A 23,088-nucleotide genomic window follows, 5' to 3' on the forward strand; every position below is an offset into this window, starting at 1 on the left:
TTGTATACGGGGGTAGGGTATCATGAAAATCACAGTTCAACGCGAGAAACTATCAACTGCTGTTTCACATGTTGCTAAAGCTGTATCAACCAGAACGACCATTCCAATTTTGACAGGTATTAAGTTAAAAGCAGATCATGAAGGTTTAACATTAACCGGTAGCGATTCAGATATTTCCATTGAGGTACATGTTCCATTGGAAGAGGGAGAAAATTGGGGAGTTACTGTACATGAATCAGGTAGTATAGTGCTACCATCACGTATTTTTAGTGAGATTGTACGAAAATTACCTGCTAATGAAATTGAAATTAGCGTAGATGATCGATTACTTACGTTAATTCGTTCAGGCCAAGCCGAGTTTACGATTAATGGTTTGAATGCCAATGAATATCCGCAATTACCTCAGCTAGAAGAGGATAAGGTTTTCAGTATCCCAAGTGATTTATTAAAAACAATGATTCGTCAAACATCTTTTGCAGTTGCTACTTCTGAAATGCGTCCTATTTTAACAGGGATTATGTGGACGTTAGAAGAGGGATTACTTAAATTTGTAGCAACAGATAGCCATCGTTTTGCTTCTCGTAATGCGAAAGTAGAATGCTCTGAATCCCTGCGATTCTATAATATTGTTGTACCAGGTAAAAGTTGCAATGAATTGGTAAAGATTATAGATGATGATCAAAATTTGGTTGATATCGTTGTGGCCGATAATCAGATTTTAGTAAAATCAAACCATATCTTGTTCTACTCCCGTCTTTTAGAGGGAACGTATCCAGATACCAATCGCATCATTCCACAAGGCTGTAAGACGGAGATTGTTTTATCTACAAAAGAATTTTTGCAATCCATTGAACGTGCTTCTCTATTAAGCCGCGAAGGTAAAACCAATGTGGTAAAATTGATAACACTACCGGATGGAAATGTAGAGATTTCATCAAATGCACCAGAAATTGGTAAGGTAACAGAAACCATTCAGCCAAAACAGTGCAACGGAGAGGAACTAAAAATCTCTTTTAATGCAAAATTTATGATTGACGCGCTTCGTTCTATTGACAGTTCTGAGATCGTAACTAACTTTACTGGAGCGATGAGCCCATTTATTATTCGCCCAACTGATCATGATTGGAGTTTACATCTAATCTTGCCAGTTCGTACGTACTAAGAGGTAGCCACCCCTAAAGGAGTTTTCCAACATGGTAGATAAAGTTCATATTTCTACAGAATATATTACGCTTGGACAGTTTTTAAAACTAAGTTCAGTGATTGATACAGGTGGAATGGCCAAGCCGTTTCTGGCTGAAGTACCGATTACAGTAAACGGAGAGAAAGAAAACCGCCGAGGTCGTAAGCTATATCCAGAGGATGTAGTTGTTATTGAAGGGTACGGTTCTTATCAAGTGGCTGTACGCTGAGAGGAGTAAGCCCTTTGTTCTTACGTAATCTGTTTTTGGCTCACTATCGAAATTACAGAGAGCTTTCACTGGATTTTACAGGACCGATTAATTTGTTTGTTGGGAATAATGCACAGGGCAAGACCAATGCATTAGAATCCATCTATGTACTTGCTCTAGCCAAATCCCATCGAACTTCCAAAGATAAAGAATTAATTAATTGGAATGCAGATTATGCGACCATCCGTAGTGAAGTCAATCGACGCTACGGATCTGTTCGTTTAGAGATGCAGTTGACCAATAAAGGTAAAAAGGCTAAAATTAATGGTTTAGAGCAGAAAAAATTGAGCAACTATATCGGTTCTTTAAATGTTGTTCTATTTGCGCCAGAAGATTTAGCAATTGTAAAGGGAGCTCCAGCTCAACGACGGCGTTTTTTAGACATGGAAATTGGTCAGGTTTCTCCAACTTATATCTATCACTTAAGCAATTATAATAAAGTGTTAGCGCAGAGAAACCAGCTATTAAAAGATCTAGCCATGAAAAAAAGTAGCCAGGTCGATCTTATGGCAATTTGGAATACACAATTGGCTGATTTAACGGTAAAATTACTAAAGAAGCGTTTTGAGTTTATCACCAAATTGGAGCAGTGGGCCCAAGAAATTCATGCTGGAATCACGAATGGTAAAGAGAAGCTGAGCTTGCACTATGTAAATAGCTCGCCAGTTACCAAGGGGATGAAAGAGGAAGAAGCTCTGCAAACGTTACTAGCTGCTTATGAAGAGATTTTTGAACGGGAAAAAATGAGAGGTAGTACGCTAATTGGACCTCATCGTGATGATTTCTCCCTTTTGGTAAACGAGATGGATGTACAATCATTTGGATCACAAGGACAGCAACGAACAACAGCTCTATCTTTGAAATTAGCGGAAATTGAGCTGATTAAGCAAGAAGTAGGGGAATATCCGATTCTTTTGCTTGACGATGTCTTGTCTGAACTGGATGAACATAGACAAACATTATTACTTGAAACGATACAAGATAAAATTCAAACGTTTGTAACGACTACAGGTGTGGAAGGATTAAAGCATCAGGTCTTACAGCAAGCAACTCGCTTTAATGTGCAAGAGGGGACCATTTCCAAAGAAGGGTAAGGTGAAGTGTATGTTTCTGCACGTGGGAGGAGACACGGTTGTTAGTATGAAAGAGGTTATCTCAATCATCGATCATCAAACGGTCAAAAGCTCAAAGATATCCCTAACTTTTATGGGAGATCAGAAGAAAGAGAAACGCCTGATTGATCAGCAGTCGGAAGATATTAAATCCTACGTTATTACGGATCGTGCCATTTACTGTTCACCCATTTCTTCGCTTACCTTGAAAAAACGTGCGCAGTTTTTACAGCACAGTGAGCTGTTTCCCCCTGTACAAACTGATAGTAAGGAGTTGACAGAGTAGTGGATGTAACAACTAAAGATCAAAACTATGATGCTAGTCAGATACAGGTACTGGAAGGTTTAGAAGCAGTACGTAAACGTCCAGGGATGTATATTGGTTCTACTAGCAGTCGAGGTCTGCATCACTTAGTATGGGAGATTGTAGACAACTCTATCGACGAATCACTTGCGGGTTACTGTACGGAAATTAACGTATTTATTCATAAAGATAATACTATCACCGTTATTGATAATGGGCGTGGTATTCCTACAGGTATTCATGATAAAACAGGTAAATCAACAGTAGAAACCGTTCTAACAGTCCTACATGCTGGTGGTAAATTTGGCGGTGGCGGATATAAGGTTTCAGGTGGATTGCACGGGGTAGGTAGCTCTGTTGTTAATGCTCTTTCTGAATGGATGAATGTTACTGTTAAACAAAATGGAAACATTTATTCTATGCGCTTTAATGTTGGTGCACCGGAAGAAGACCTTAAAATAACCGGCGAAACAGAAATAACAGGGACAACGATTACATTTAAGCCAGATCCAACTATCTTTACGGAAACGACTGAATTTGAATATGAGCTGTTACAAAAGCGTATTCGCGAATTAGCCTTCTTAAATAAAGGCTTATGCATTACGCTGGAGGATCAGCGAGAAGGCCAAGAACGTCGTGAAGAGTTCTACTATGAGGGCGGAATTAAGTCTTACGTAGAGTACTTGAATAAAAACCGTGAGAGCCTGCATGAAGAAGTGATCTACTGTGAAGGCGAAAAGGAAGGATTGCAGGTAGAGGTAGCGATTCAATACAACGATAGCTATGTAAGCAACATCTATTCCTTTGCAAATAACATTAATACGCACGAAGGTGGAACACATGAGGCTGGTTTTAAAGCAGGCTTAACCCGCGTAATTAATGATTACAGCCGTAAATTTAACTTTTTAAAAGAAAAAGATACAAATCTGTCTGGCGATGATGTTCGTGAGGGAATTACAGCAATTATCTCTGTTAAAATTTCTGAACCACAGTTTGAAGGACAGACAAAAACCAAGCTAGGTAACTCAGAGGCTCGTAGCATCACAGAATCGGTCTTTGTAGAGCGATTCCAAGAATTTATGGAGCAGAACCCTGCTGTAGCCAAAAAGGTTGTAGAGAAGTCCCTGATGGCTGCTAGAGCGCGTGAAGCTGCTCGAAAGGCACGTGAACTGACTCGCCGTAAAAATGCCTTGGAAGTAAGTGCTCTTCCGGGTAAGCTGGCTGACTGTTCTTCCAAAGATGCAGCGGAGAGCGAATTATTTATTGTAGAGGGTGACTCTGCGGGTGGCTCTGCCAAAATGGGACGCGATCGTCATTTCCAGGCGATCCTGCCATTGCGTGGTAAAGTATTGAACGTAGAGAAATCACGTCTAGATAAAATTCTAGGTAACAATGAGATTCGAATGATCATCACGGCACTAGGAACGGGTATTGGTGAAGATTTTGATATCAGTAAAGCGCGTTATCATAAAATTGTAATCATGACCGATGCCGATGTCGATGGTGCTCACATTCGTACACTATTGTTAACCTTCTTCTATCGCTATATGCGTCAGTTAATTGAAGCTGGTTATGTGTATATTGCGCAACCACCACTCTTTAGTATTAAGCAAGGGAAAACCATGCACTATGCCTTTAATGATCGCCAGCGCGACCAAATCCTGAGCCAACTAAAAGAGATTCCTAAACCAAACATCCAACGTTACAAGGGATTAGGTGAAATGAACGCGGAGCAATTGTGGGAAACAACGATGGACCCTACTGTTCGTACGTTGCTACAAGTAAGTTTAGAGGATGCCATTGATTCTGATATGGTCTTCCAAACTTTGATGGGCGATGAAGTAGAGCCGCGCCGTGACTTTATTGAAAGCTACTCTCGTAACGTACGTAATTTGGATATTTAATGTAACCCATACCCACTAATTGGGTGGTCACAAGGATTCGAATTTGTTCATAGTAAATTGGAAAAGCTTGTCCTTTATTGGGCAAGCTTTTTGTTGTGTAATAGACATTTTCACTATACATGTTTTATAAAACGTTCCCCATTAACTTCTTCAACTTAGCTTCTGTCGTAGATTGTGGCACAGGAGTATAAATACTACAACGTAAATCGGCACTACCATGTACCTGCAAAGAGGTGAGATGAAACAACATCTTTCCTGCCTTAGCATGTCGAAATTCAATGTAAACCTCTGGAGCTGAGCTAACCTCGCTCTGTTCCCATAATCGCTGAAAATCAGGATGCGCGGCTTTCATTTTACCCACGAATTGATTATACCAATCATCCTCTACATATTGCCCATAAGAGGCCCGAAAGATAGCGAGAAAACCACTCACGAAATGCTCCCAATTAACGGCTAACCGCTGCAATTCTTTTCTAGTAAACACCAGGCCTACTAAATTACGTTCTTCATAAGGAATCTCATTAAAATCTAGAAATACATGTGAGGCTGCTTCATTCCAGCCAACAATATGGCTCCGACTATCCGAGATGATTGTGGGGCAAAAGCGAAGTTCTTTCAAAATTTTTTGTAAGGGAGGAGTGATTTCTGTTATTTCTTCGTTCCTTTTTGTTATAACTGGCCCAGCTCCAAGTGCTAACGAATGTAGATATTTCTGCTCATCTACTGTTAGTTGTAAGGCAGTAGCAATGGCATCTACTACCGATTTTGATACGGTGATGTCACGTCCCTGTTCCAGCCAGGTGTACCAGGTGGTGCTGACACCTGCTAACTGTGCCACTTCTTCTCTACGTAACCCTGGCGTTCTTCTACGTACACCTGCAACTAGACCAACAGATTCAGGAGAAATCTTCGCTCTTTGACCTTTTAAAAAGGTAGATAGTGCTTGAAGTCTTGCATTTTGGTTCATTTCTTCCTCCATCCTTATCTGTATTCTTATACTGGTACTAATTATACTATGATAAACAGTAACTTGTAATAGGATAAAGGCTTTGCCAAGATAGATAGTAGAAAGAAGTTGAAGTATTTCTAAATGTTAATTAAAGGAGTGTGCCTATGGAAAGAGTAGTGATTACTGGAATGGGTGTTGTAACACCGATTGGAAATGACGTAGAGAGCTTTTGGAGCAATTTAGTTCAAGGTACATCCGGAATTTCATATATAGATACGTTTGATACTAGCAAGCATAAAACAAAGTTTGCTGGGTTGGTTAAAGATTTTGATGCAGAAACCATATTTGGTCGTAAAGAGGCACGACGTATTGATCGATTCAGTCAGTTAGCTTTGGTAGCTGCTGGGCAAGCCTTGGAAGACTCGGGTCTTGTACTTGACCAAATTGACCGAGAGCGTTTGGGCGTTTATGTTGGTTCAGGCATTGGGGGCATTCAAATCATGCTGGATCAAGATCACGTGTTAAAGGAAAGAGGACCAGATCGTGTGAGTCCGTTGCTAGTTCCAATGATGATCGCCAATATGGCAGCTTCGATGATTAGCATCAAATATGGGGCGATGGGTCCAAGTATGTCTCCTGTAACAGCCTGTTCTATCGGAAATACAGCCATTGGGGAAGCACTGCGTCTGATCAAATTTGGGGGAGCTGACGTGGTTTTTGCAGGAGGTACGGAATCAGCTATTACGGAATTAGCTGTTGCTAGTTTTGGGAATGCCACTGCATTGTCTACTCGTAATGAACAGCCAGAACAAGCAAGTAGGCCATTTGATGCTGATCGCGACGGGTTTGTCATGGCTGAGGGCGCGGGTATCTTGATTCTAGAATCCTTATCACATGCGAAAAAAAGAAATGCTCGTATTTATGCTGAGGTTTTGGGTTATGGAGCTAGTTCTGATGCGTATCATATTGTAGCTACTCATCCAGATGGAAAGGGTGCCTACCAAGCCATGAAGCTAGCCTTAAAAGAAGCTGAAATTCAACCGGAGCAAGTGGATGTGATTAGCGCTCATGCTACCAGTACGGAGGTTGGCGATCGCTCGGAAACAGCGGCAATTAAGCGTCTTTTTGGAGAAAAGGCTTATCAAATTCCTGTGACAGCAAATAAATCAATGACCGGGCATATGCTAGGGGCAGCAAGTGCAGTGGAAGCTATCGCTTTAGTAAAAAGTCTACAAGAAGGAATTATTCCACCTACTATCAACCAAGAGAAACAAGACCCTGTTTGTGACTTAGACTATGTTCCCAATCAAGCTCGTAAGGCCGACGTTAAAATAGGGATGTCTAATTCCTTTGGGTTTGGTGGTCATAATGCAGTGATTGTCCTTCAATCTTGGGATTCGAAGCTTTTTTGATTGAAATTATGCTAATTCTGATAAACTAAAAGGTAACTATCGGAAGAAAACCCTCTCTCATGCTATAATTTATACAAGAAAAAACGAAAATAAAATCAGGATAAGATTTATTTCTGTTAAAAGTAGAGGGGTGGATACATTGAAACGTTTTTTTTCAGGGGTACAACCATCAGGTAACCTGACTATAGGTAACTATCTTGGTGCAATTAAGCAGTTTGTGGAATTACAACATGAGCCAAATGCAGAGGCTTTTTATTGTGTAGTAGATATGCATGCAATTACAGTTGCTCAAGATCCAGAAGAACTACGCAGACGTACACGTGAAATCGCTCAAATCTATCTGGCATGCGGCGTTGATCCAAAGAAAGCCACTGTATTTATTCAATCACATGTAAAGGAACATGCTGAACTTGGCTGGTTGTTACAATGTGCTACTTACATGGGTGAACTAAATCGTATGACGCAATTTAAAGATAAGGCAGAAGGCAAGGCAAACGTAAATGTTGGTTTGTTTACGTATCCAGTTCTAATGGCTGCTGACATCTTGTTGTATGATGCGACACATGTACCTGTAGGGAATGATCAAAAGCAACATATTGAGTTGACTCGCGATATTGCTGAACGGTTTAACAATAAATATGGTGAGACCTTTGTAATTCCAGAGCCAAGCATTCAAGAATTTGGGGCACGTATCATGGCACTAGATGAACCAACGAAAAAAATGTCAAAGTCAGCTGAGAGTGAAGCTAGTCGCATTGGAATTTTGGAAACTCCAGAGGTATTTAAGAAAAAAATTATGCGAGCAGTAACCGATACGGAGAACTCCATTTCCTATGACGAAACAAATAAGCCTGGTATCTCTAATTTGTTGACGATCTATAGTATGTTTGCTGATGAATCTATTGAGTCACTAGTAGAACGTTATCAAGGTCAAGGATATGGTACGTTGAAAAAAGACCTGGTAGAAGTCGTAACCGAACAGCTTGGCACGATTCAGCAACGTTTTAATGAATATAACGATGTAGCAGAGTTGGACAAAATTCTGCGGGAAAGTGCTGAAAAGGCAAGTGCGATTGCAGAACAAACCTGCAATCGTGTAAAAGATGCTATGGGATTATTACGAATTTAAATATAAAAACGTATGTAGTAGAGCCATTCCTCATAACGGGGAGTGGCTCTTTTCATATTTGTCGAAGTATGGTAAATAGATAGATATCCAGCGCCATAAAGTAAGTTTCACGTGAAACAATTTAATAAATCTAAACAAAATCAACATAAAACGCAATTTATACCAGCTTTCGACGACATATACTAATTAACTTTTCGATTCTACTTATTTAATATGGTCCCTTACAAAAATGTAAGCTTGATGAAAGCTAAACCGATGGGAATAAAAGCAAGTGATTTATAAAATAAGCATATGATCGCGAAGAAAGATTTCGCATTTTAAAAGATACGACAGCACAAGTATTTGCTGAAATCATGGACTGGAAAGAGTTTACTCCCAGTATGCTGGCTAATCCAGACCATGCCATTCACATGGGCGCTTTTATGATAAGCCATTGGGATAAGTCAGGTAAAACACAGAAAGAGATTATTCGTGCTTTTTTATTACGGAATAAAGATGTCCAGTTCAAACAAGATAAAACATTTCAAACAGCATATGAAGCTATTCAGAAGAAATATGACCAATACCAACGACAATTCAAATAAACATCAGAAAGGGACGATATGGCATGCAAACAGTATTGCAAGTAAAGAATGCTTCGAAAGTATACGGAGGAAAGACGAATACCTATACGGCATTAGATCATGTTAGTTTCGATGTGCAACAAGGCGAATTTGTTGGGATTATGGGACCATCAGGTGCAGGTAAGACTACGTTACTTAATATCATTTCTACTATTGACTCTCCAACATCAGGCGAGGTTTTGATTGATGGAAGTGACGTTGTCAAAATGAAGGAAGACAAGTTAGCGATGTTCCGACGGACGAAGCTTGGCTTTATTTTTCAAGACTACAACTTGCTGGATTCGTTAACAGTACGTGAGAATATTGCACTACCTTTAGCTCTGACAAAAGTAAAGGCAAAAGAAATTGATAAACGTGTAACTGATATTGCCAAAAGATTTGGTATCGAGCAAATTTTAGAGCAGTATCCATACCAAATTTCAGGGGGTCAGAAACAACGTTGTGCGGCATCTCGCGCGATTGTCACTAATCCAAGCCTGATTTTCGGTGACGAACCTACTGGAGCACTTGACTCTAAATCATCAGCGGACTTGTTACAATGCCTGCAAGCATTGAATCAGGAGGAACAAGCAACTATTTTGATGGTTACCCATGATGCAAATGCAGGAAGTTACTGTGAACGAATTTTGTTTATTACAGACGGAAAAATTTCAATGGAATTAAAAAAAGGTACACAAACGCGAAAAGAGTTCTTCCAACGCATTATGGATGTGCTGGCTGAACTTGGGGGTGATATGAGTGACGCTATTTAATCTGGTTTTACGCAATATGAGACGTAACATGAAAAGTTATTTGATTTATTTCGTCTCAATGATTTTCAGTATCGTCATCTACTATACGTTCATGTCCTTACAATTTAATACGCAAATTGCTGAAGTAAGCGGTGGAGATCCATATGTTAGAAAAGCCTTTGAGTTTTCCAGCGTTTTGCTTCTTCTGTTTGTAGCTGTATTTATGGTCTATTCAAATAGCTTTTTTACACGAAAACGGAAAAAGGAAGTAGGTCTCTATTCTTTACTAGGGGTTAGAAAGAAGCAAGTTGGAATGATGCTATTCTTTGAGAATCTATTCTTAGGAATTGGAGCCTTAATTTTAGGAATCATTCTTGGAGGTTTTTTATCGAAAGCTTTCTTGTCCTTACTGGTTTATCTAATGAATATAGATATGCAGGTAAACTTTGAAATTCCGTTGGAAGCTATCACGCAAACAGCTAAAGTTTTCTTTGTTCTGATTCTCTTTACGTCCCTACAAGGCTACATATTAATTTATCGCTTTAAATTAATTGAGCTATTCCGCGCCGAACAAGAGGGAGAATCAGTTCCAAAAGGTTCTGTAATTTTAGCACTTTTCTCTGTATTTCTCATTGGTTCTGCCTATTTCTTTGCAGCTACCTTTATGGATTACTTTGATGTATTACTAGCTTTCTATATCATTGGTGGTACTGTGTTAGGGACCTATATTTTGTTCCATTACTTCCTTGTCTTTTACTTTAAACGGGCGCGTAAAAACAAGCGTTCATTCTACAATGGACTAAATATGGTTAGTAAAGGTCAATTGTTATATCGCATCAAAGGAAATGCCACTGCTCTTGCCTCTATTACTGTGGTAAGTACCATTACAATCTGTGCAGTAGGAACAGCAGCGACTTTCTATTTCAACGTAAATGATGTAACGACTCAAAACAATCCATATAGTTATTCCTATCATAAGGACGGCAAGGACTGGAATAACGAGGTAGAGAAGACATTTGCAAATGCAAAAGATAAGCATCCAATCCAATTGGAGACTGAAGTGCCTTACATCATAATAAAAGGAACGGCAGACGAACAGAAAGCAAGCAGTTCCATACAATATCGCACATCAGATGGTATGTATCTATTAGGTCAATCTAAATATAACGAATTGGCTAAAGCCATGAATAAGGAGCTTGTAGAAGTGAAAGCAGGCGAAATGGTAATGGTAGACGCCTATTATAACGAAACGTTTGACAAAGATATTATCAACAATCGAGTTTCCTATAAAGCAGGGGACCAATCAAAAACCTTGACCTTGGTAGCAGCTAAGAAAGGATCAGTAAGTAATCTAGGAAAAACCACATTTGTGGTATCCGATGCTGACTATCAAGCTGCCCAACAGTTTGGAGAGCCTTATTTTATCAAAAATATTAATGTAGATAATCAGTATAAGGCTAGTGAACTGTCTACAAACTTGAAGAAAGTGATGCCTGAGCGCGAAGAATTACAAGATTTTTATACCCAATACCAAACGCTCATGGAAACAACAGGGGTAATGATTTTTATTGGTGGATTTATTGGATTGGTCTTCATGCTTGCGACAGGTTCAATCATTTACTTCAAACAGCTTACAGAAGCACACAATGACAAGAAATACTATACGATTCTTCACAAAATTGGTGCTACGAAACGCGAGTGCAAAGAGGCAATTAGTAAACAAATAGCGTTTATTTTTGGGGCGCCCCTCCTGTTAGGCATTAGTCATAGTCTGTTTGCACTTAACACCATGTCGGCTATGTTTAGAATGAACATTTTGACGTCGGTATTGGTTAGTATGGGAGTATATCTAGTTATCTATGTTGGATACTACTTTATGACTGTTCGCTCTTACAGTAATATTGTCTTGGATCACAATAAATCGTAAAAACAAGCTATTCTTTATACGAAAAGCAGAACTTCAGGGAAATGATCCTGAGGTTCTGCTTTTTTTACAAGTAAGCTGTAAATGACTTATATGCTAATTAACATTGAGCAGTGATTAGGAGGACTTCATAGGTAGCAGGTATCCCCTGATCTTGCTGAAAGGTATCTTGGTAATAATTCATCATTGGTATTAGAAGGCGTCTGTCTCCCAAGCCATGAGAGGGAGGGGGGACAGTGGCTCCTATTTCTTTAATCGAACGTAAAAAATCGATAACGGTTGAGTAATATAGTGTGATTGAGTAAGTTTGCACTTCTATGTTTTGAAAACCGGCATGTTCTAAAAAAGAAGCCCATTCGGTAGAACTATGAAAGGTAAGGACATGACTCTGAGCTTTTTCTCCCATGCTAGTGTAAGTTGCGTTATAGGATTCCTGTAATTCATGGAAAGTAAGGGGGCCAAATGTAGAAAATAACAGATGCCCCTCAGACTGCAAAATTCTGTGTAATTGAGAGAGAGTTTTCTGTGGATATAGGAGCCACTGAAAACAAGCATTCGAGAGAATCAAGTCATAACTGGAGTCAGTGACGGTATGTGCCCAATCCTCAATATCGGCACATACCAATTGAAGAGATGCTGGTAGAGTAGATTGATCATGATGATCTCGAATAGCTTGTTCTGTCCTCATCAGCATTTTGTCAGCTAGATCGAGAGCTGTATAGTGAGTTAATAAGCGAGGGTAGGTTACCATTTTCTTAGTAAGATACCCGGTTCCACAACCAATCTCTAGAACTCGTGAGGGGAGATATTTACTTTGAAAGGATTGGAGGAGTTGATCGGCCATCTGTTTTTGCACGATTGCATGTTGATCATATGTGCTGGCTTTCTGATTAAATCGTTGTTGGATGTGCAATTTATTTGGCACGAATAAACCTCCTTATTTCGTTAACTACATACGAAGAACCAGTTACAAATGGATAATGGCCCTGATAATCAGGTGAAATGAATGTGGCGTTTGGAATAGACTCTGCCATTTCCTGAGCTGCCGCATAGGGAATCACCGGGTCATTGAAAGAATGTATGAGTAAGCAGGGACAGTTTATGTGAGATAAAAGAGGACGACAATCTTCTAAGAGTAAAATATCAAGTCCAGCTAACAAGGCGTTTTCTGTCCAATTACATTGCTGAAGTAGGGTAGTACTACTTTGATGGGGAAGTTCTTTCTCTGATTCGGGAAACATACTTGTATAAAAGCGCTCTAGCACTTTATATCTACTCTTCTTAACAGATCGCTTCATTCGAATAAGAGAAGTCGTTGGCCAGCCCAGATGAATCTCTGCTTCGTCACGGACAAAACGTGCTGTTGTATTCAGAAGGAGAAGGCCTTGGACCGGGAAGGTAGCGGCAAGACGCTGTGCCAACATTCCACCTAATGACCAGCCAACGACTAAGATGGGAGAAGGTATTTCTTGCTGTATTCCACGATAGATTTCTTCGACTCCTTTATAAATAGCAGAGGGTGAGGCCATCTGAGAGAAATCGACTGCAACATGATAATACTCGGTCAAGCTTTGTTGCCAGCTATCCCAGATGAAAGAAGGCATTCCCCAACCTGTTAGCCAAAGGATGGTGCCATCCTTTTTCATGTAATCACCCCAAGTTCCATTGCTGTTTGAATGGTTTGGTGTGCTGCCCAAGCTATGTCTTCATCTGAATGTGTCGCCATGAGTGAAAAGCGGATTCTTGCTGAATCTTCAGGAACGGTAGGGGGCCGAATAGCTACGGCTAAAATTCCTGCCTGCTCTAAGCGGTTACTATACTCAATTGCTGTTTGGTTATCACCAAGTAAAAGAGGCACAATAGGAGAATCTCCAGAAGGTACAAGCAAACCAGCCTGTTGTAACTGAGTTCGGAACTGATTACTTTTTCTGTGGAGTTCCTGTCGGCGCCATTCTTCCTGTTGAACAATGGCAACAGAATGACCGATTGCTGTGACTAGGGCAGGTGGTAGTGAAGTAGAATAAATGAGTGGTCGACAGGTATGTACGAGGTAATCTATTAGTACTTGATCTGCACATACATAAGCCCCATATAAACCGAGGGCTTTGCTACATGTTCCCATTAGGATATCCACTTCCTGATGAACGCCAAGCTGATGGCATAAACCAGCGCCTGTTTCCCCATAAACTCCGCTCGCATGCGCTTCATCAACCATTAAAAATGCACCATAATCGTGTTTTATCTTGATCAGCTCTTCTATATTTGCCTTATCTCCATCCATCGAAAAGACTGTATCGGTAACGATTAGATTACGTCGGTGTTTCTCCTTATGCTTTTGAAGGAGGTATTGCAAATGTTCATAATCGTTATGACGATAGCGATAATGACTTGCTCTACTTAAAATCGTACCATCCACTATACTTGCATGATTAAGTCGATCACTATAAATGGCGCTATGACGATCAAGCAGAGCAGATATACAACCGAGATTAGCCATGTAGCCATTTGCAAATAATAGGGTTGCCTCTCGTTCCTTCCACCGGCTGATAATTTGCTCGGTATGGTGATAACAAGAGGAGTTACCAACCACTAATCGAGATGAGGTTCCTCCTGCTCCAAAAGTGTTTGCTGTTAGTTGCCATGTATTCAACAAACGTGGATCATGTGATAGTCCTAAGTAATTGTTAGAGGAAAGATTAAGTAGTTTTTGTCCGTTAGAAACAATCCAGGTTCCTTGGCACTCAGCTACATATTCAGTTGTGCGAAGCATACGTTGAAGCCCTTTTTTACGTCGATGTTCCAATTCTTGTTGTAATTCCGGGTATCTACTCATGTAAGTGGTCGTTAGCAAAAGCATTTTCTTCAATTTCAAAACCCATATCTGCAATCATCTGATGATCGGCATTCACCGATTGTCCAGTTGTGGTTAAATAATCACCAACAAACACAGAATTAGCAGCGTACAATGCTAGTGGCTGTAAGTGTCCTAGATTTAATTCACGTCCACCTGCTATTCGAACTTCTTTGGTTGGACAAATAAAACGGAACAAAGCGATTACTTTTAGGCAAAAACGTGGCGTATTTCGTTCCATATGAGCTAATGGTGTACCTAGAATTGGGTTTAAAAAGTTAATTGGAATAGAGTCTGCGTTAATTGCCCGGAGAGTATAGGCCATCTCCACAATTTCCTCAAGCGTTTCTCCCATTCCAATAATGACCCCTGAGCAAGGTGACATTCCGGCAGTTTTTGCATTATCAATTGTTTCGGTACGTTGATCGTAGGTATGGGTAGTAGTGATAGAAGCATAGTTATCCTTGCTTGTATTAATATTATGGTTATAGCGATCTACCCCGGCATTTGCTAGGCGGATGGCTTGTTCTGGTTTTAACAATCCTAAACAGGCACAAATTTTCAATGAAGAGGTTTGCTTTATTTCTTTTACTGCTTCAATTACTTGTTTTAATTCGCCCTCGGTTGGCCCACGCCCAGAAGCCACGATGCAGTAGGTTCCTGCTTTTCGAGAGATAGCTTCCTGAGCTCCCTTCATCAGGGTCTCTTTGTCTAACATCGTGTATTTTTCGATAGGTGCAGACGAACGACTTGATTGAGAACAATATCCGCAATCTTCCCGACAATGACCGCTTTTAGCATTCATGATCATGTTTAACTTCACACGTTTGGCAAAAAAACGATAACGTACCTGATAGGCAGCTTGCAGAATAGGCAATAATTCATCGTCAGTAGCTTGTAAAATACTGAGAGCTTCTACTGCGCTTAGAAGTTCACCAGCTATAGATTTTTTGGCTAAAATTGACCAGTCATATGTAGAATTGGTAGCTAATGCACTCATAGTACACGTCCCCCTATAGAGTATTACATCGGTAAGAATTATCTTAATTGAACAGGACTAACATTGAAGTTCTTGTAGGATGGGAGTCAGTAGAATATGCTTCTCTATAACTTCAATCAGTTGCTTTTTATTGAATGGCTCTGATAGATAAGGAAACAGACCCAGAACCTGAACCTTACCAAAGTCTTCTATATAATCAGCATTTTTTCTCATTTCCTTCATGGATAAATGAGCTTCTGTCTGATTTAAAATGACACCTAGAATTGGAATTCCTCTAGTGCGCAAGGCTTCTAATGAAAGAAGTGTATGATTAATGGTTCCTAAGCCACCGTGAGCAACAAGTAGAACAGGGAAATTGATCTGTTTAATTAAATCAATACCCACCATTGTGTCGGTCAGCGGAGCTAATAATCCACCAGCACCTTCAACAAGTAAGTTTTTATGTCTAGCAAAAAGCGGACCGCCAGCCTGCATAATACTCGGGAGTGTTAAGATGATGCCTTCTCGAATGGCTGCTAAGTGTGGTGTAACTGGTTCTACAAAAGACAGCGGCGCGATCTCGTGAGGGGCATCTTCTAACCCAGACAAAGATTGTATACGATAGGCATCGCTAACCATATCATCTGCACGAGCTCCTGATTGTACTGGCTTCCATACTCCAATATCCATATTTCTATGAAGGAGGGTAGTGGCCAAACTAGCAGTGATCATGGTTTTACCTATCTCCGTACCGGTGCCCGCAATAAAGATGCCATTGGTATGTTTCATATTTCTATACCCTCTGTAACCTCTACAATCGCTTGATATAAAATTTGGATCATCTCGAGTAGCTCATCACGTGTACTGGAGAGTGGCGGAATAAATACAATCACATTTCCGAGTGGACGTGTTAACAAGCCTAATTCTTTGGAACGTTGGCTTACTTTTACTCCGATTCTGTCATTCCAGTGATAAGGAGTTCGATCCTGTTTATCTAACACTAACTCTATGCCAATCATCAGACCTTTCTGGCGAATATCCCCTACATGCTTTCGCTCCAAAAAGGAAGGCCATTGTTGTTCGAGCCATGTTGCATCAGTAGCTACTTTTTCTACAAGTCCTCTTGATTCAAAGAGGTCTAAGCTAGCAAGAGCGACAGCACAGCCTAATGGATTTCCTGTATAGGAGTGACCATGGAAAAATGTTTTTTGTTCCTCGTAATTTGCATAGAAACCTTCATAAATCTCATCTGTTGTTAGAGTGGCAGCTAATGGTAGATAACCAGCGGTAATTCCTTTGGCAACTATCATGATGTCAGGCGTAACGTCTTCGTGCTCACAAGCAAACATTTTTCCTGTACGTCCAAAACCAGTAGCGACCTCGTCAGCAATAAAAAGGACTTGGTGTGCAGCCGCTAGCTCAGCGATCCTTTTCAAACAACCTTCTGGCATCACAATCATGCCACTAGCTCCTTGTACGATCGGTTCAATAATAATCGCAGCAATTTCACTAGACTTTTCTTGTAAAAGAGCCTCTAAAGCTTGAAGCGTTTGTTCAAGCGCTGCTCCTGCGCTTTCTTCGCGGTATGTATTTGGATAGGGAATGGTGTAGGGAGAGAACAACAGCGGTTTGTACACTTTATGATAAAGCGGAATAGCACCTACACTGACAGCCCCGATTGTATCGCCATGGTATGCCTGATTCATGGTAATAAACCTAGTTTTCCCGCTACTCCCTTTATTTTGCCAATACTGAAAAGCCATTTTTAATGCAATCTCTACACCAGTAGCTCCACAGTCTGAATAAAAGACTTTGTTAAGCCCATTTGGAGTAATCTTGACTAATTTTTCCGCTAATTGAATGGCCGGTACATTTGCCATCCCTAATAAAGTAGAATGAGCGATTCGCTCTAATTGTTCTGTTATCGCTTGATTTAATTCAGGTACACAATGTCCGTGTACATTAAGCCATACAGACGAAAATCCATCGTAATAAGCTTTTCCATTAACATCGAATAGCTTGACGCCTTCTCCTCGCTCGATAATTAAAGGATCATTTTCACAGTAATCCTTCATTTGCGTGAAGGGGTGCCATAAGTATTGTTTATTTTTGCTGGCTAATTCAGAGTAGTTGGGTGTTGAATTCACTTGGAATTGCTCCCTTCCTGCCATTTTATTTTTTGTAAACCTAAATTAAAAATAAGTTTACAAATATATTTAGAAATATAACATAGCTTTTTTTTCCTGTAAACGAGTTGAATGATTACGGATGCACATTAAAATTTGACAAATATAACAGAATAGCTGGAAGATGAAAAATGAGAGTGAATAAATTAGGGACAGAACAGAGAAAATATTTCTATTGTATAGTGGGAGGGAGAGAAATTTATGTTATCTCGAAAGGTTTCTCGGGTTGCATTGATTGGTTCTGGATTTGTTGGTTCCAGCTATGCTTATGCTCTATTAAATCAAGGCATTGTAAATGAATTAGTCATTATTGACGTGAATAAGGATAAAGCAGAAGGGGACGCCATGGATTTAAGTCATGGATTACCGTTTACTTCCCCTATGAAGATCTGGGCAGGTGACTACTCCGATTGTAAGGATGCCGATCTTGTGGTCATTACAGCAGGAGCAAATCAATTACCAGGCGAGACACGTATGGATTTAATTGAAAAAAACGTTAGGATCTTTAAGAAGATCGTAACTAGCATCATGGATAGTGGATTTCAGGGCATTTTTGTAGTAGCTAGTAATCCAGTAGATGTTCTTACATACGCGACATGGAAGATTTCAGGCTTCCCGCATGAAAAAGTAATCGGTTCTGGCACATTGCTTGATACGGCACGTTTTCGTTACTTGCTGAGTAGAGCCTTTGAAGTTGATTCCCGCAGTGTTCATGCTTATATCATGGGAGAACATGGCGATACGGAATTACCTGTTTGGAGTCAGGCAAGTATAGGTGGCAAGTCGATTACTGAATGCTTGAAAAAAGGTGTAGGTCCTAGCAAAGAAGAATTAGATCAAATCTTTATTAATGTACGTGACGCGGCGTACCATATCATTGAGAAAAAGGGTGCAACTTACTACGGGATTGGGATGAGCTTGGCTCGCTTAACAAAAGCCATTTTATATAATCAAAATTCCATTCTGACAATCTCCACTCTTTTACAAGGAGAATTTGGTCTACAGGATACATACTTGGGAGTTCCTGCTGTGGTAAATCGCAGTGGTGTACGTGAGGTTGTTGAGATTACGCTAAATGAAGAAGAGCAAGCTAAGCTAAAGCATTCTGCGGATGTGTTACAGAAGGCATTGTCTACGATCTCTTTTACTTAGCATAATAAAGAATTCTTACTTCTTATTGTGGGAAAAGTACTCATTATTAAGGTATAACAAACGTAAAGGGGTAACAGGAAAGGCTACTTCACTCTCTTTAGTAGCCTTTCCTGTTACCCCTGTTTTCTTGCTCATTAATGTAGTTGTTGGTTATTCTCGCTTACATTCCAGGTTTCCTGATCTTGAATTTGGTTCATAATAAGCATATATTCAGAAACAGCTTCCTGAATGGTTTGGGCAATCTTCCTTTGTGTCTTTTTATTTACTAGGAAATTACGATCACGTGAATTACTTAGGTAGCCCATCTCCACAATAACTGTCGGACAAATAGATTGCTTTAGCAGATAGTAAGTCTTACCTTGTAAGGGCTCACCTTTTGTATTATACAATTGATCCAGATAATGCTGGATAATATCAGCTAGAATATAGCTTTGATTGTTTTTTTGATACAAGACAAGCGGACCAGTGCTAGATTTGCTATTAGACCAGTTAATATGGAGACTGATCAGCATTTGGGGATGAACTTCCTTAGCCAAATGTCGTCTCTGAGCTAAATCACGGATATGACGAGAGGGAGAACGCAACCATTTGTTTTCATCACTTAGTGCATAATCACCCGTACGATTTAATAAGACATGATATCCCTTTTCTGTTAATTCTTTATATAATAGCTTGGCAATTTGCAAATTAATATCCTTTTCTAAAATTCCTTGATAAGAAGTTCCACCGTCTACACCGCCATGTCCCGCATCAATAATAATTTCTATAGGCATATGCTCTGAGCCAATAGCTCTGGCATGAGTAGGCAGAAGGTTCATCAACATAAAGGCTACCAAGGCTACCTTCAACCACTGCATACACTTCTCCTCCTTATGTTATGGCACAAGACATACATATCGTGTTTGAATTTTGATATGTAAAAAGTATCCCCTTACATTCCAAAACTCATGAAGCACTTCTAGAGGAAAACAGAGGAAGTTATATAATAAATCGCCTTTTCACTCCAGCTTTTTGGACGGAAATCGTACTTATATGTTATAATAAAGCGTTGTAATTTCGATTTGGAGGGTAACCTAAATGGCAGAACAAACATCTCGGTTTCCAAAAATTGACATTAGCCAAGAGATGCGTGACTCGTTCATTGATTACGCGATGAGTGTCATCGTTAGTCGCGCTTTACCTGATGTAAGGGACGGACTAAAGCCAGTTCATCGCCGTATCTTATATGCCATGCATGATATGGGGCTTACTCCCGATAAGGCTTTCCGTAAATCCGCAAACGTTGTCGGTCAAGTAATGGCTAAGTACCATCCTCATGGTGATACGGCAATTTATGAGACTATGGTTCGGTTGGCACAAGATTTCAATATGAGATACATGCTCGTTGAAGGACAAGGGAACTTTGGTTCTGTGGACGGAGATCGGGCGGCAGCTATGCGTTATACTGAGTCCCGTTTTTCCAAAATTGCTTTAGAAATGCTTCGGGATATTGATAAAGATACAGTAGACTTCATACCAAACTACGATGGACACGAAGAAGAACCTACCGTTCTCCCTTCTCGTTTTCCGAATTTGTTAGTAAATGGTTCAGCAGGTATCGCGGTTGGGATGGCGACAAATATACCACCGCATAATCTGAGGGAAGTTATTGATGGTGTCAGTGCCATGATTGATAATCCTGAGATTACCGTTGCAGAGCTGATGAAAATCATTAAGGGCCCTGATTTCCCGACAGCTGGTGAAATTTTGGGATACTCTGGTATTCGACGTGCTTATGAAACAGGACGTGGCTCCATTATTATGCGCGCGAAAACCAATATTGAAGAGAATAATGGTAAAGCTCGCATTATTGTAACGGAGATTCCGTATCAGGTGAACAAAGCAAGACTTGTTGAAAAAATTGCAGAACTGGTACGTGAGAAAAAGATTGATGGCATAACTGATTTGCGTGATGAATCTGACCGCAAAGGAATGCGTATCGTCATTGAACTTCGTAGGGATATCATTCCAAAAGTAGTGTTGAATAACCTGTTTAAGCATACCCAAATGCAATCAACCTTTGGGGTTAATATGCTGGCACTTGTTAATTCACGTCCAAAAACACTGAATTTACAAGAGATGATCTATCATTATCTAGAACATCAGCGTGTCATAGTTCGCAGACGTACCGAGTACGAATTGCGCCAAGCTGAAGCGCGTGCCCATATTTTAGAAGGCTTACGTATTGCACTAGATCATATTGACGAGATTATCAGCCTCATTCGTTCGTCACGAGTGGCAGAAGAAGCACGCAATGCCTTAATTGAAAGATTTAGATTAAGTCATGAACAAGCCCAAGCTATTTTGGACATGCGTCTCCAACGCCTAACTGGTCTGGAACGTGAAAAAATTGAAGCAGAATACCAAGAGCTTCTAATCAAAATTGCTGATTTGAAATCTATTCTTGCTGATGATAACAAGATTGACTCAATCATTCGTGACGAGATGAACGCTATCAAAGATAAATTCGGAGATGATCGTCGTTCTATCATCACCATTGGCGAAGATATGATTGAAGATGCAGATCTTATTCCAGAAGAGGAAGTAGTAATTTCCTTGACTCATAGCGGTTATGTGAAACGTTTGCCAGTAACGACCTACCGCAGCCAGAAGCGGGGGGGACGAGGCATTCAAGGAATTGGAACCAAAGATGACGATTTCGTCGAGCATCTTTGCATCACTAACTCCCACGATACCCTCTTGTTCTTCACTAGCAAGGGAAAGGTCTATCGCTTGAGAGGATTCGAAATTCCTGATCTAAGCCGTACAGCTAAAGGAACACCAATTATCAATTTGATTCAAATTGAAAAGGGTGAAACGGTCAGTGCTGTTATTCCGGTGAAGGAATTTAGAGAAGATCAGTTCATCTTCTTTGCTACAAAACAAGGTATTGTTAAAAAGACGGACTTAAAATCGTTTGAAAATATCAGACGTGGCGGTCTCTTTGCTGTTAACCTCCGTGAAGATGATGAGTTAATTAACGTTCGTTTGACGGACGGCAAACAACAAATCATCATAGGTACAAAACAAGGAATGTCCGTTCGCTTTAATGAAGGCGACGTACGTACCATGGGACGTACTGCTACAGGTGTTAAAGGGATTACCCTAGTTTCTAACGACGTAGTAATTGGTATGGATGTCATTCGCGATGATGCTGAAGTGCTGATTGTAACGGCAAAAGGCTACGGTAAACGTACACCTGTTTCTGAATATCGCATTCAAACTCGTGGAGGTAAGGGAATTAAAACCCATAACGTCACAGATCGAAGCGGTCAAGTTGTTGGTTTAAAAGTTGTGCAAGCTGATGAAGATTTAATGATTGTAACCATCACTGGCATCATTATTCGCATGGAGATGCAAGGAATTTCCGTTATGGGACGTTATACGCAAGGGGTAAAATTAATTCGTCTAGGCGATGAAGAGGAAGTTGTTTCGATTGCTACGGTAGAAGCTTCAGAAGATGAAGACTCTGATAATGAGGATAATCTTGAAGAAGAAGCTATTGAAACGGACGATGCTCATCAAAGCACAGAAGAAGAAGTTGTAGAGACAGATACAGATACAGATGTGAGCAATGAACCATCTGAAGAATAGGTAACAGCAAAAAGGTGATTCCGTGATGGGGTCACCTTTTTTATAAAGGCTTGTGGGAATATAATCAAGTTTTTCCTATCCTTTTATGAACATGGCTTTTATAATAGAAGATAATACTAAAGAAATAGGTCTAATTACTTAGTGAAGATATAGGGGGATCGATATGCCTGTTTGTCAGATTAAACACATACCGGTAGGATCTCGTTTAACGGAAGATGTTCATACGCCGTTAGGAGGATTGCTGTTTACAAAAGGAACCGTTGTAGAAGACAGAGAGAAAGAAATTTTGGATGCATTTATGATTGATGAGGTTCTTATTGAAGCTTTAATGGATGGAACTGTTCTTACGGAAGGATTCGCTGATGATAAGAAACAAAAAGCAGTAGAAAGTAAAGAGAAGAATAAATCTGCAAGAAGGCAACAAACAGAATCAGGGCTTGTGGAACATTTCGAGAAGTCAGTCACTTCCTTTAAAAACCTTTTTCAACATGTACAGGGAGGACAAAACATTCCTGTATTAGAAGTTCGGAATGTTATGACTACACTTCTTAAAGAAGTAGAAGAACAATCTAATCTATGGCTCATCCTAAAAAAAGCAGATAATCCGAATAACTACCTTTATGAGCACTGTGTAGGTGTCGGATTACTTAGCTATATTATGGCTAAGTGGATGAAGCTTCCGGAAAAGGAATGGATGCAAGTAGCTTTAGCAGGGATGCTAATGGACATTGGAAAAACCAAAGTCGAT

20 protein-coding genes and 1 pseudogene (1 of these 21 only partly in view) are annotated in these 23,088 nt (G+C 40.1%); 13 read left to right on the forward strand and 8 right to left on the reverse strand.

What is annotated here, in order from left to right:
- Positions 1 to 22: 22 nt before the first annotated feature.
- Genes dnaN through gyrB form a run of 5 tightly spaced genes read left to right on the forward strand, consistent with a single transcriptional unit; the run spans position 23 to position 4,771 of the window.
- Entirely contained in the window at positions 23 to 1,162 is a 1,140-nt protein-coding gene (dnaN, locus tag EEL30_05680; GenBank protein QDX91899.1) for a DNA polymerase III subunit beta, read from the forward strand.
- 31 nt (positions 1,163 to 1,193) lie between these two features.
- On the forward strand, positions 1,194 to 1,412 hold the full coding sequence (gene yaaA / locus EEL30_05685) for a S4 domain-containing protein YaaA (protein ID QDX91900.1): 219 nt from the start codon (positions 1,194 to 1,196) through the stop codon (positions 1,410 to 1,412).
- A 14-nt stretch (positions 1,413 to 1,426) separates the two neighbouring features.
- A complete protein-coding gene (gene recF, locus EEL30_05690) occupies positions 1,427 to 2,545 on the forward strand; it encodes a DNA replication/repair protein RecF (protein QDX91901.1) in 1,119 nt (372 codons plus the stop codon).
- 10 nt (positions 2,546 to 2,555) lie between these two features.
- A complete protein-coding gene (locus EEL30_05695; GenBank protein QDX91902.1) occupies positions 2,556 to 2,849 on the forward strand; it encodes a DUF370 domain-containing protein in 294 nt (97 codons plus the stop codon).
- Positions 2,849 to 4,771: a DNA topoisomerase (ATP-hydrolyzing) subunit B gene (gyrB, locus tag EEL30_05700; GenBank protein QDX91903.1), complete on the forward strand. Its 1,923-nt coding sequence runs from the start codon at positions 2,849 to 2,851 to the stop codon at positions 4,769 to 4,771. Before EEL30_05695 ends, gyrB begins: the two co-directional genes overlap by 1 nt.
- A gap of 124 nt (positions 4,772 to 4,895) precedes the next feature.
- On the opposite strand, the gene EEL30_05705 is transcribed toward gyrB, so the two are convergent.
- Positions 4,896 to 5,738: an XRE family transcriptional regulator gene (locus EEL30_05705; protein QDX91904.1), complete on the reverse strand. Its 843-nt coding sequence runs from the start codon at positions 5,736 to 5,738 to the stop codon at positions 4,896 to 4,898.
- Between the two features lie 146 nt (positions 5,739 to 5,884).
- On the opposite strand from EEL30_05705, the gene fabF reads away from it, so the two are divergent.
- The 5 genes and pseudogenes from fabF to EEL30_05730 all read left to right on the forward strand — a co-directional run bounded on the left by fabF (position 5,885) and on the right by EEL30_05730 (position 11,542).
- Positions 5,885 to 7,132, forward strand: a complete 1,248-nt coding sequence (fabF, locus tag EEL30_05710; protein QDX91905.1) for a beta-ketoacyl-[acyl-carrier-protein] synthase II — start codon at positions 5,885 to 5,887, stop codon at positions 7,130 to 7,132.
- Between the two features lie 139 nt (positions 7,133 to 7,271).
- Positions 7,272 to 8,261 carry a tryptophan--tRNA ligase gene (gene trpS, locus EEL30_05715; GenBank protein ID QDX91906.1) on the forward strand — a complete coding sequence of 330 codons (990 nt, stop codon included), beginning with the start codon at positions 7,272 to 7,274 and terminating at the stop codon, positions 8,259 to 8,261.
- Between the two features lie 314 nt (positions 8,262 to 8,575).
- A pseudogene (locus EEL30_05720) lies at positions 8,576 to 8,845 on the forward strand (hypothetical protein).
- Positions 8,846 to 8,868: 23 nt separating this feature from the next.
- Positions 8,869 to 9,636, forward strand: coding sequence for an ABC transporter ATP-binding protein (locus tag EEL30_05725; protein ID QDX91907.1), 768 nt, complete (start codon positions 8,869 to 8,871; stop codon positions 9,634 to 9,636).
- Positions 9,623 to 11,542: an ABC transporter permease gene (locus tag EEL30_05730; protein QDX91908.1), complete on the forward strand. Its 1,920-nt coding sequence runs from the start codon at positions 9,623 to 9,625 to the stop codon at positions 11,540 to 11,542. Before EEL30_05725 ends, EEL30_05730 begins: the two co-directional genes overlap by 14 nt.
- A gap of 97 nt (positions 11,543 to 11,639) precedes the next feature.
- Here the strand turns inward: EEL30_05730 and bioC are convergent, their stop codons facing one another.
- Genes bioC through bioA form a run of 6 tightly spaced genes read right to left on the reverse strand, consistent with a single transcriptional unit; the run spans position 11,640 to position 17,516 of the window.
- Complete coding sequence (gene bioC, locus EEL30_05735) at positions 11,640 to 12,464, reverse strand: malonyl-[acyl-carrier protein] O-methyltransferase BioC (protein QDX91909.1); 825 nt, start codon at positions 12,462 to 12,464, stop codon at positions 11,640 to 11,642.
- On the reverse strand, positions 12,454 to 13,185 hold the full coding sequence (locus EEL30_05740; GenBank protein ID QDX91910.1) for an alpha/beta hydrolase: 732 nt from the start codon (positions 13,183 to 13,185) through the stop codon (positions 12,454 to 12,456). The genes bioC and EEL30_05740 overlap by 11 nt, the downstream gene beginning before the upstream one ends.
- Entirely contained in the window at positions 13,182 to 14,372 is a 1,191-nt protein-coding gene (gene bioF, locus EEL30_05745) for an 8-amino-7-oxononanoate synthase (GenBank protein ID QDX91911.1), read from the reverse strand. The genes EEL30_05740 and bioF overlap by 4 nt, the downstream gene beginning before the upstream one ends.
- The gene (gene bioB, locus EEL30_05750; GenBank protein QDX91912.1) at positions 14,365 to 15,390 is read right to left on the reverse strand and encodes a biotin synthase BioB; all 1,026 of its coding nucleotides are present in this window, start codon (positions 15,388 to 15,390) and stop codon (positions 14,365 to 14,367) included. Before bioB ends, bioF begins: the two co-directional genes overlap by 8 nt.
- A 57-nt stretch (positions 15,391 to 15,447) precedes the next feature.
- Positions 15,448 to 16,158, reverse strand: a complete 711-nt coding sequence (gene bioD, locus EEL30_05755; GenBank protein ID QDX91913.1) for a dethiobiotin synthase — start codon at positions 16,156 to 16,158, stop codon at positions 15,448 to 15,450.
- Positions 16,155 to 17,516, reverse strand: a complete 1,362-nt coding sequence (gene bioA / locus EEL30_05760) for an adenosylmethionine--8-amino-7-oxononanoate transaminase (GenBank protein QDX91914.1) — start codon at positions 17,514 to 17,516, stop codon at positions 16,155 to 16,157. Before bioA ends, bioD begins: the two co-directional genes overlap by 4 nt.
- Positions 17,517 to 17,756: 240 nt before the next feature.
- Here bioA and EEL30_05765 point away from each other — a divergent pair, with 240 nt between their 5' ends.
- Positions 17,757 to 18,707, forward strand: coding sequence for an L-lactate dehydrogenase (locus EEL30_05765; GenBank protein QDX91915.1), 951 nt, complete (start codon positions 17,757 to 17,759; stop codon positions 18,705 to 18,707).
- 134 nt (positions 18,708 to 18,841) lie between these two features.
- Here the strand turns inward: EEL30_05765 and EEL30_05770 are convergent, their stop codons facing one another.
- Positions 18,842 to 19,564 carry an N-acetylmuramoyl-L-alanine amidase gene (locus tag EEL30_05770; GenBank protein ID QDX91916.1) on the reverse strand — a complete coding sequence of 241 codons (723 nt, stop codon included), beginning with the start codon at positions 19,562 to 19,564 and terminating at the stop codon, positions 18,842 to 18,844.
- Between the two features lie 220 nt (positions 19,565 to 19,784).
- On the opposite strand from EEL30_05770, the gene gyrA reads away from it, so the two are divergent.
- Positions 19,785 to 22,340, forward strand: a complete 2,556-nt coding sequence (gene gyrA, locus EEL30_05775; protein ID QDX91917.1) for a DNA gyrase subunit A — start codon at positions 19,785 to 19,787, stop codon at positions 22,338 to 22,340.
- A 163-nt stretch (positions 22,341 to 22,503) separates the two neighbouring features.
- On the forward strand, positions 22,504 to 23,088 hold the 5' portion of the coding sequence (locus tag EEL30_05780; GenBank protein QDX91918.1) for an HD-GYP domain-containing protein. It continues 522 nt past the right edge of the window; the window shows 585 of its 1,107 coding nt (coding positions 1-585); it begins with the start codon at positions 22,504 to 22,506; its stop codon lies beyond the right edge, outside the window.

Source organism: Brevibacillus laterosporus (assembly GCA_007833815.1).
Classification (GTDB): Bacteria; Bacillota; Bacilli; order Brevibacillales; family Brevibacillaceae; genus Brevibacillus_B; species Brevibacillus_B laterosporus_D.

Excerpts from the sequence above, each read along its gene's own strand:
- dnaN (QDX91899.1), top strand. The coding sequence starts at position 23 with ATGAAAATCACAGTTCAACGCGAGAAACTATCAACTGCTGTTTCACAT.
- yaaA (QDX91900.1), top strand. The coding sequence starts at position 1,194 with ATGGTAGATAAAGTTCATATTTCTACAGAATATATTACGCTTGGACAG.
- EEL30_05695 (QDX91902.1), top strand. The coding sequence starts at position 2,556 with ATGTTTCTGCACGTGGGAGGAGACACGGTTGTTAGTATGAAAGAGGTT.
- EEL30_05705 (QDX91904.1), bottom strand. The coding sequence starts at position 5,738 with ATGAACCAAAATGCAAGACTTCAAGCACTATCTACCTTTTTAAAAGGT.
- fabF (QDX91905.1), top strand. The coding sequence starts at position 5,885 with ATGGAAAGAGTAGTGATTACTGGAATGGGTGTTGTAACACCGATTGGA.
- EEL30_05725 (QDX91907.1), top strand. The coding sequence starts at position 8,869 with ATGCAAACAGTATTGCAAGTAAAGAATGCTTCGAAAGTATACGGAGGA.
- EEL30_05740 (QDX91910.1), bottom strand. The coding sequence starts at position 13,185 with ATGAAAAAGGATGGCACCATCCTTTGGCTAACAGGTTGGGGAATGCCT.
- bioF (QDX91911.1), bottom strand. The coding sequence starts at position 14,372 with ATGAGTAGATACCCGGAATTACAACAAGAATTGGAACATCGACGTAAA.
- bioB (QDX91912.1), bottom strand. The coding sequence starts at position 15,390 with ATGAGTGCATTAGCTACCAATTCTACATATGACTGGTCAATTTTAGCC.
- bioD (QDX91913.1), bottom strand. The coding sequence starts at position 16,158 with ATGAAACATACCAATGGCATCTTTATTGCGGGCACCGGTACGGAGATA.
- EEL30_05765 (QDX91915.1), top strand. The coding sequence starts at position 17,757 with ATGTTATCTCGAAAGGTTTCTCGGGTTGCATTGATTGGTTCTGGATTT.
- EEL30_05770 (QDX91916.1), bottom strand. The coding sequence starts at position 19,564 with ATGCAGTGGTTGAAGGTAGCCTTGGTAGCCTTTATGTTGATGAACCTT.
- gyrA (QDX91917.1), top strand. The coding sequence starts at position 19,785 with ATGGCAGAACAAACATCTCGGTTTCCAAAAATTGACATTAGCCAAGAG.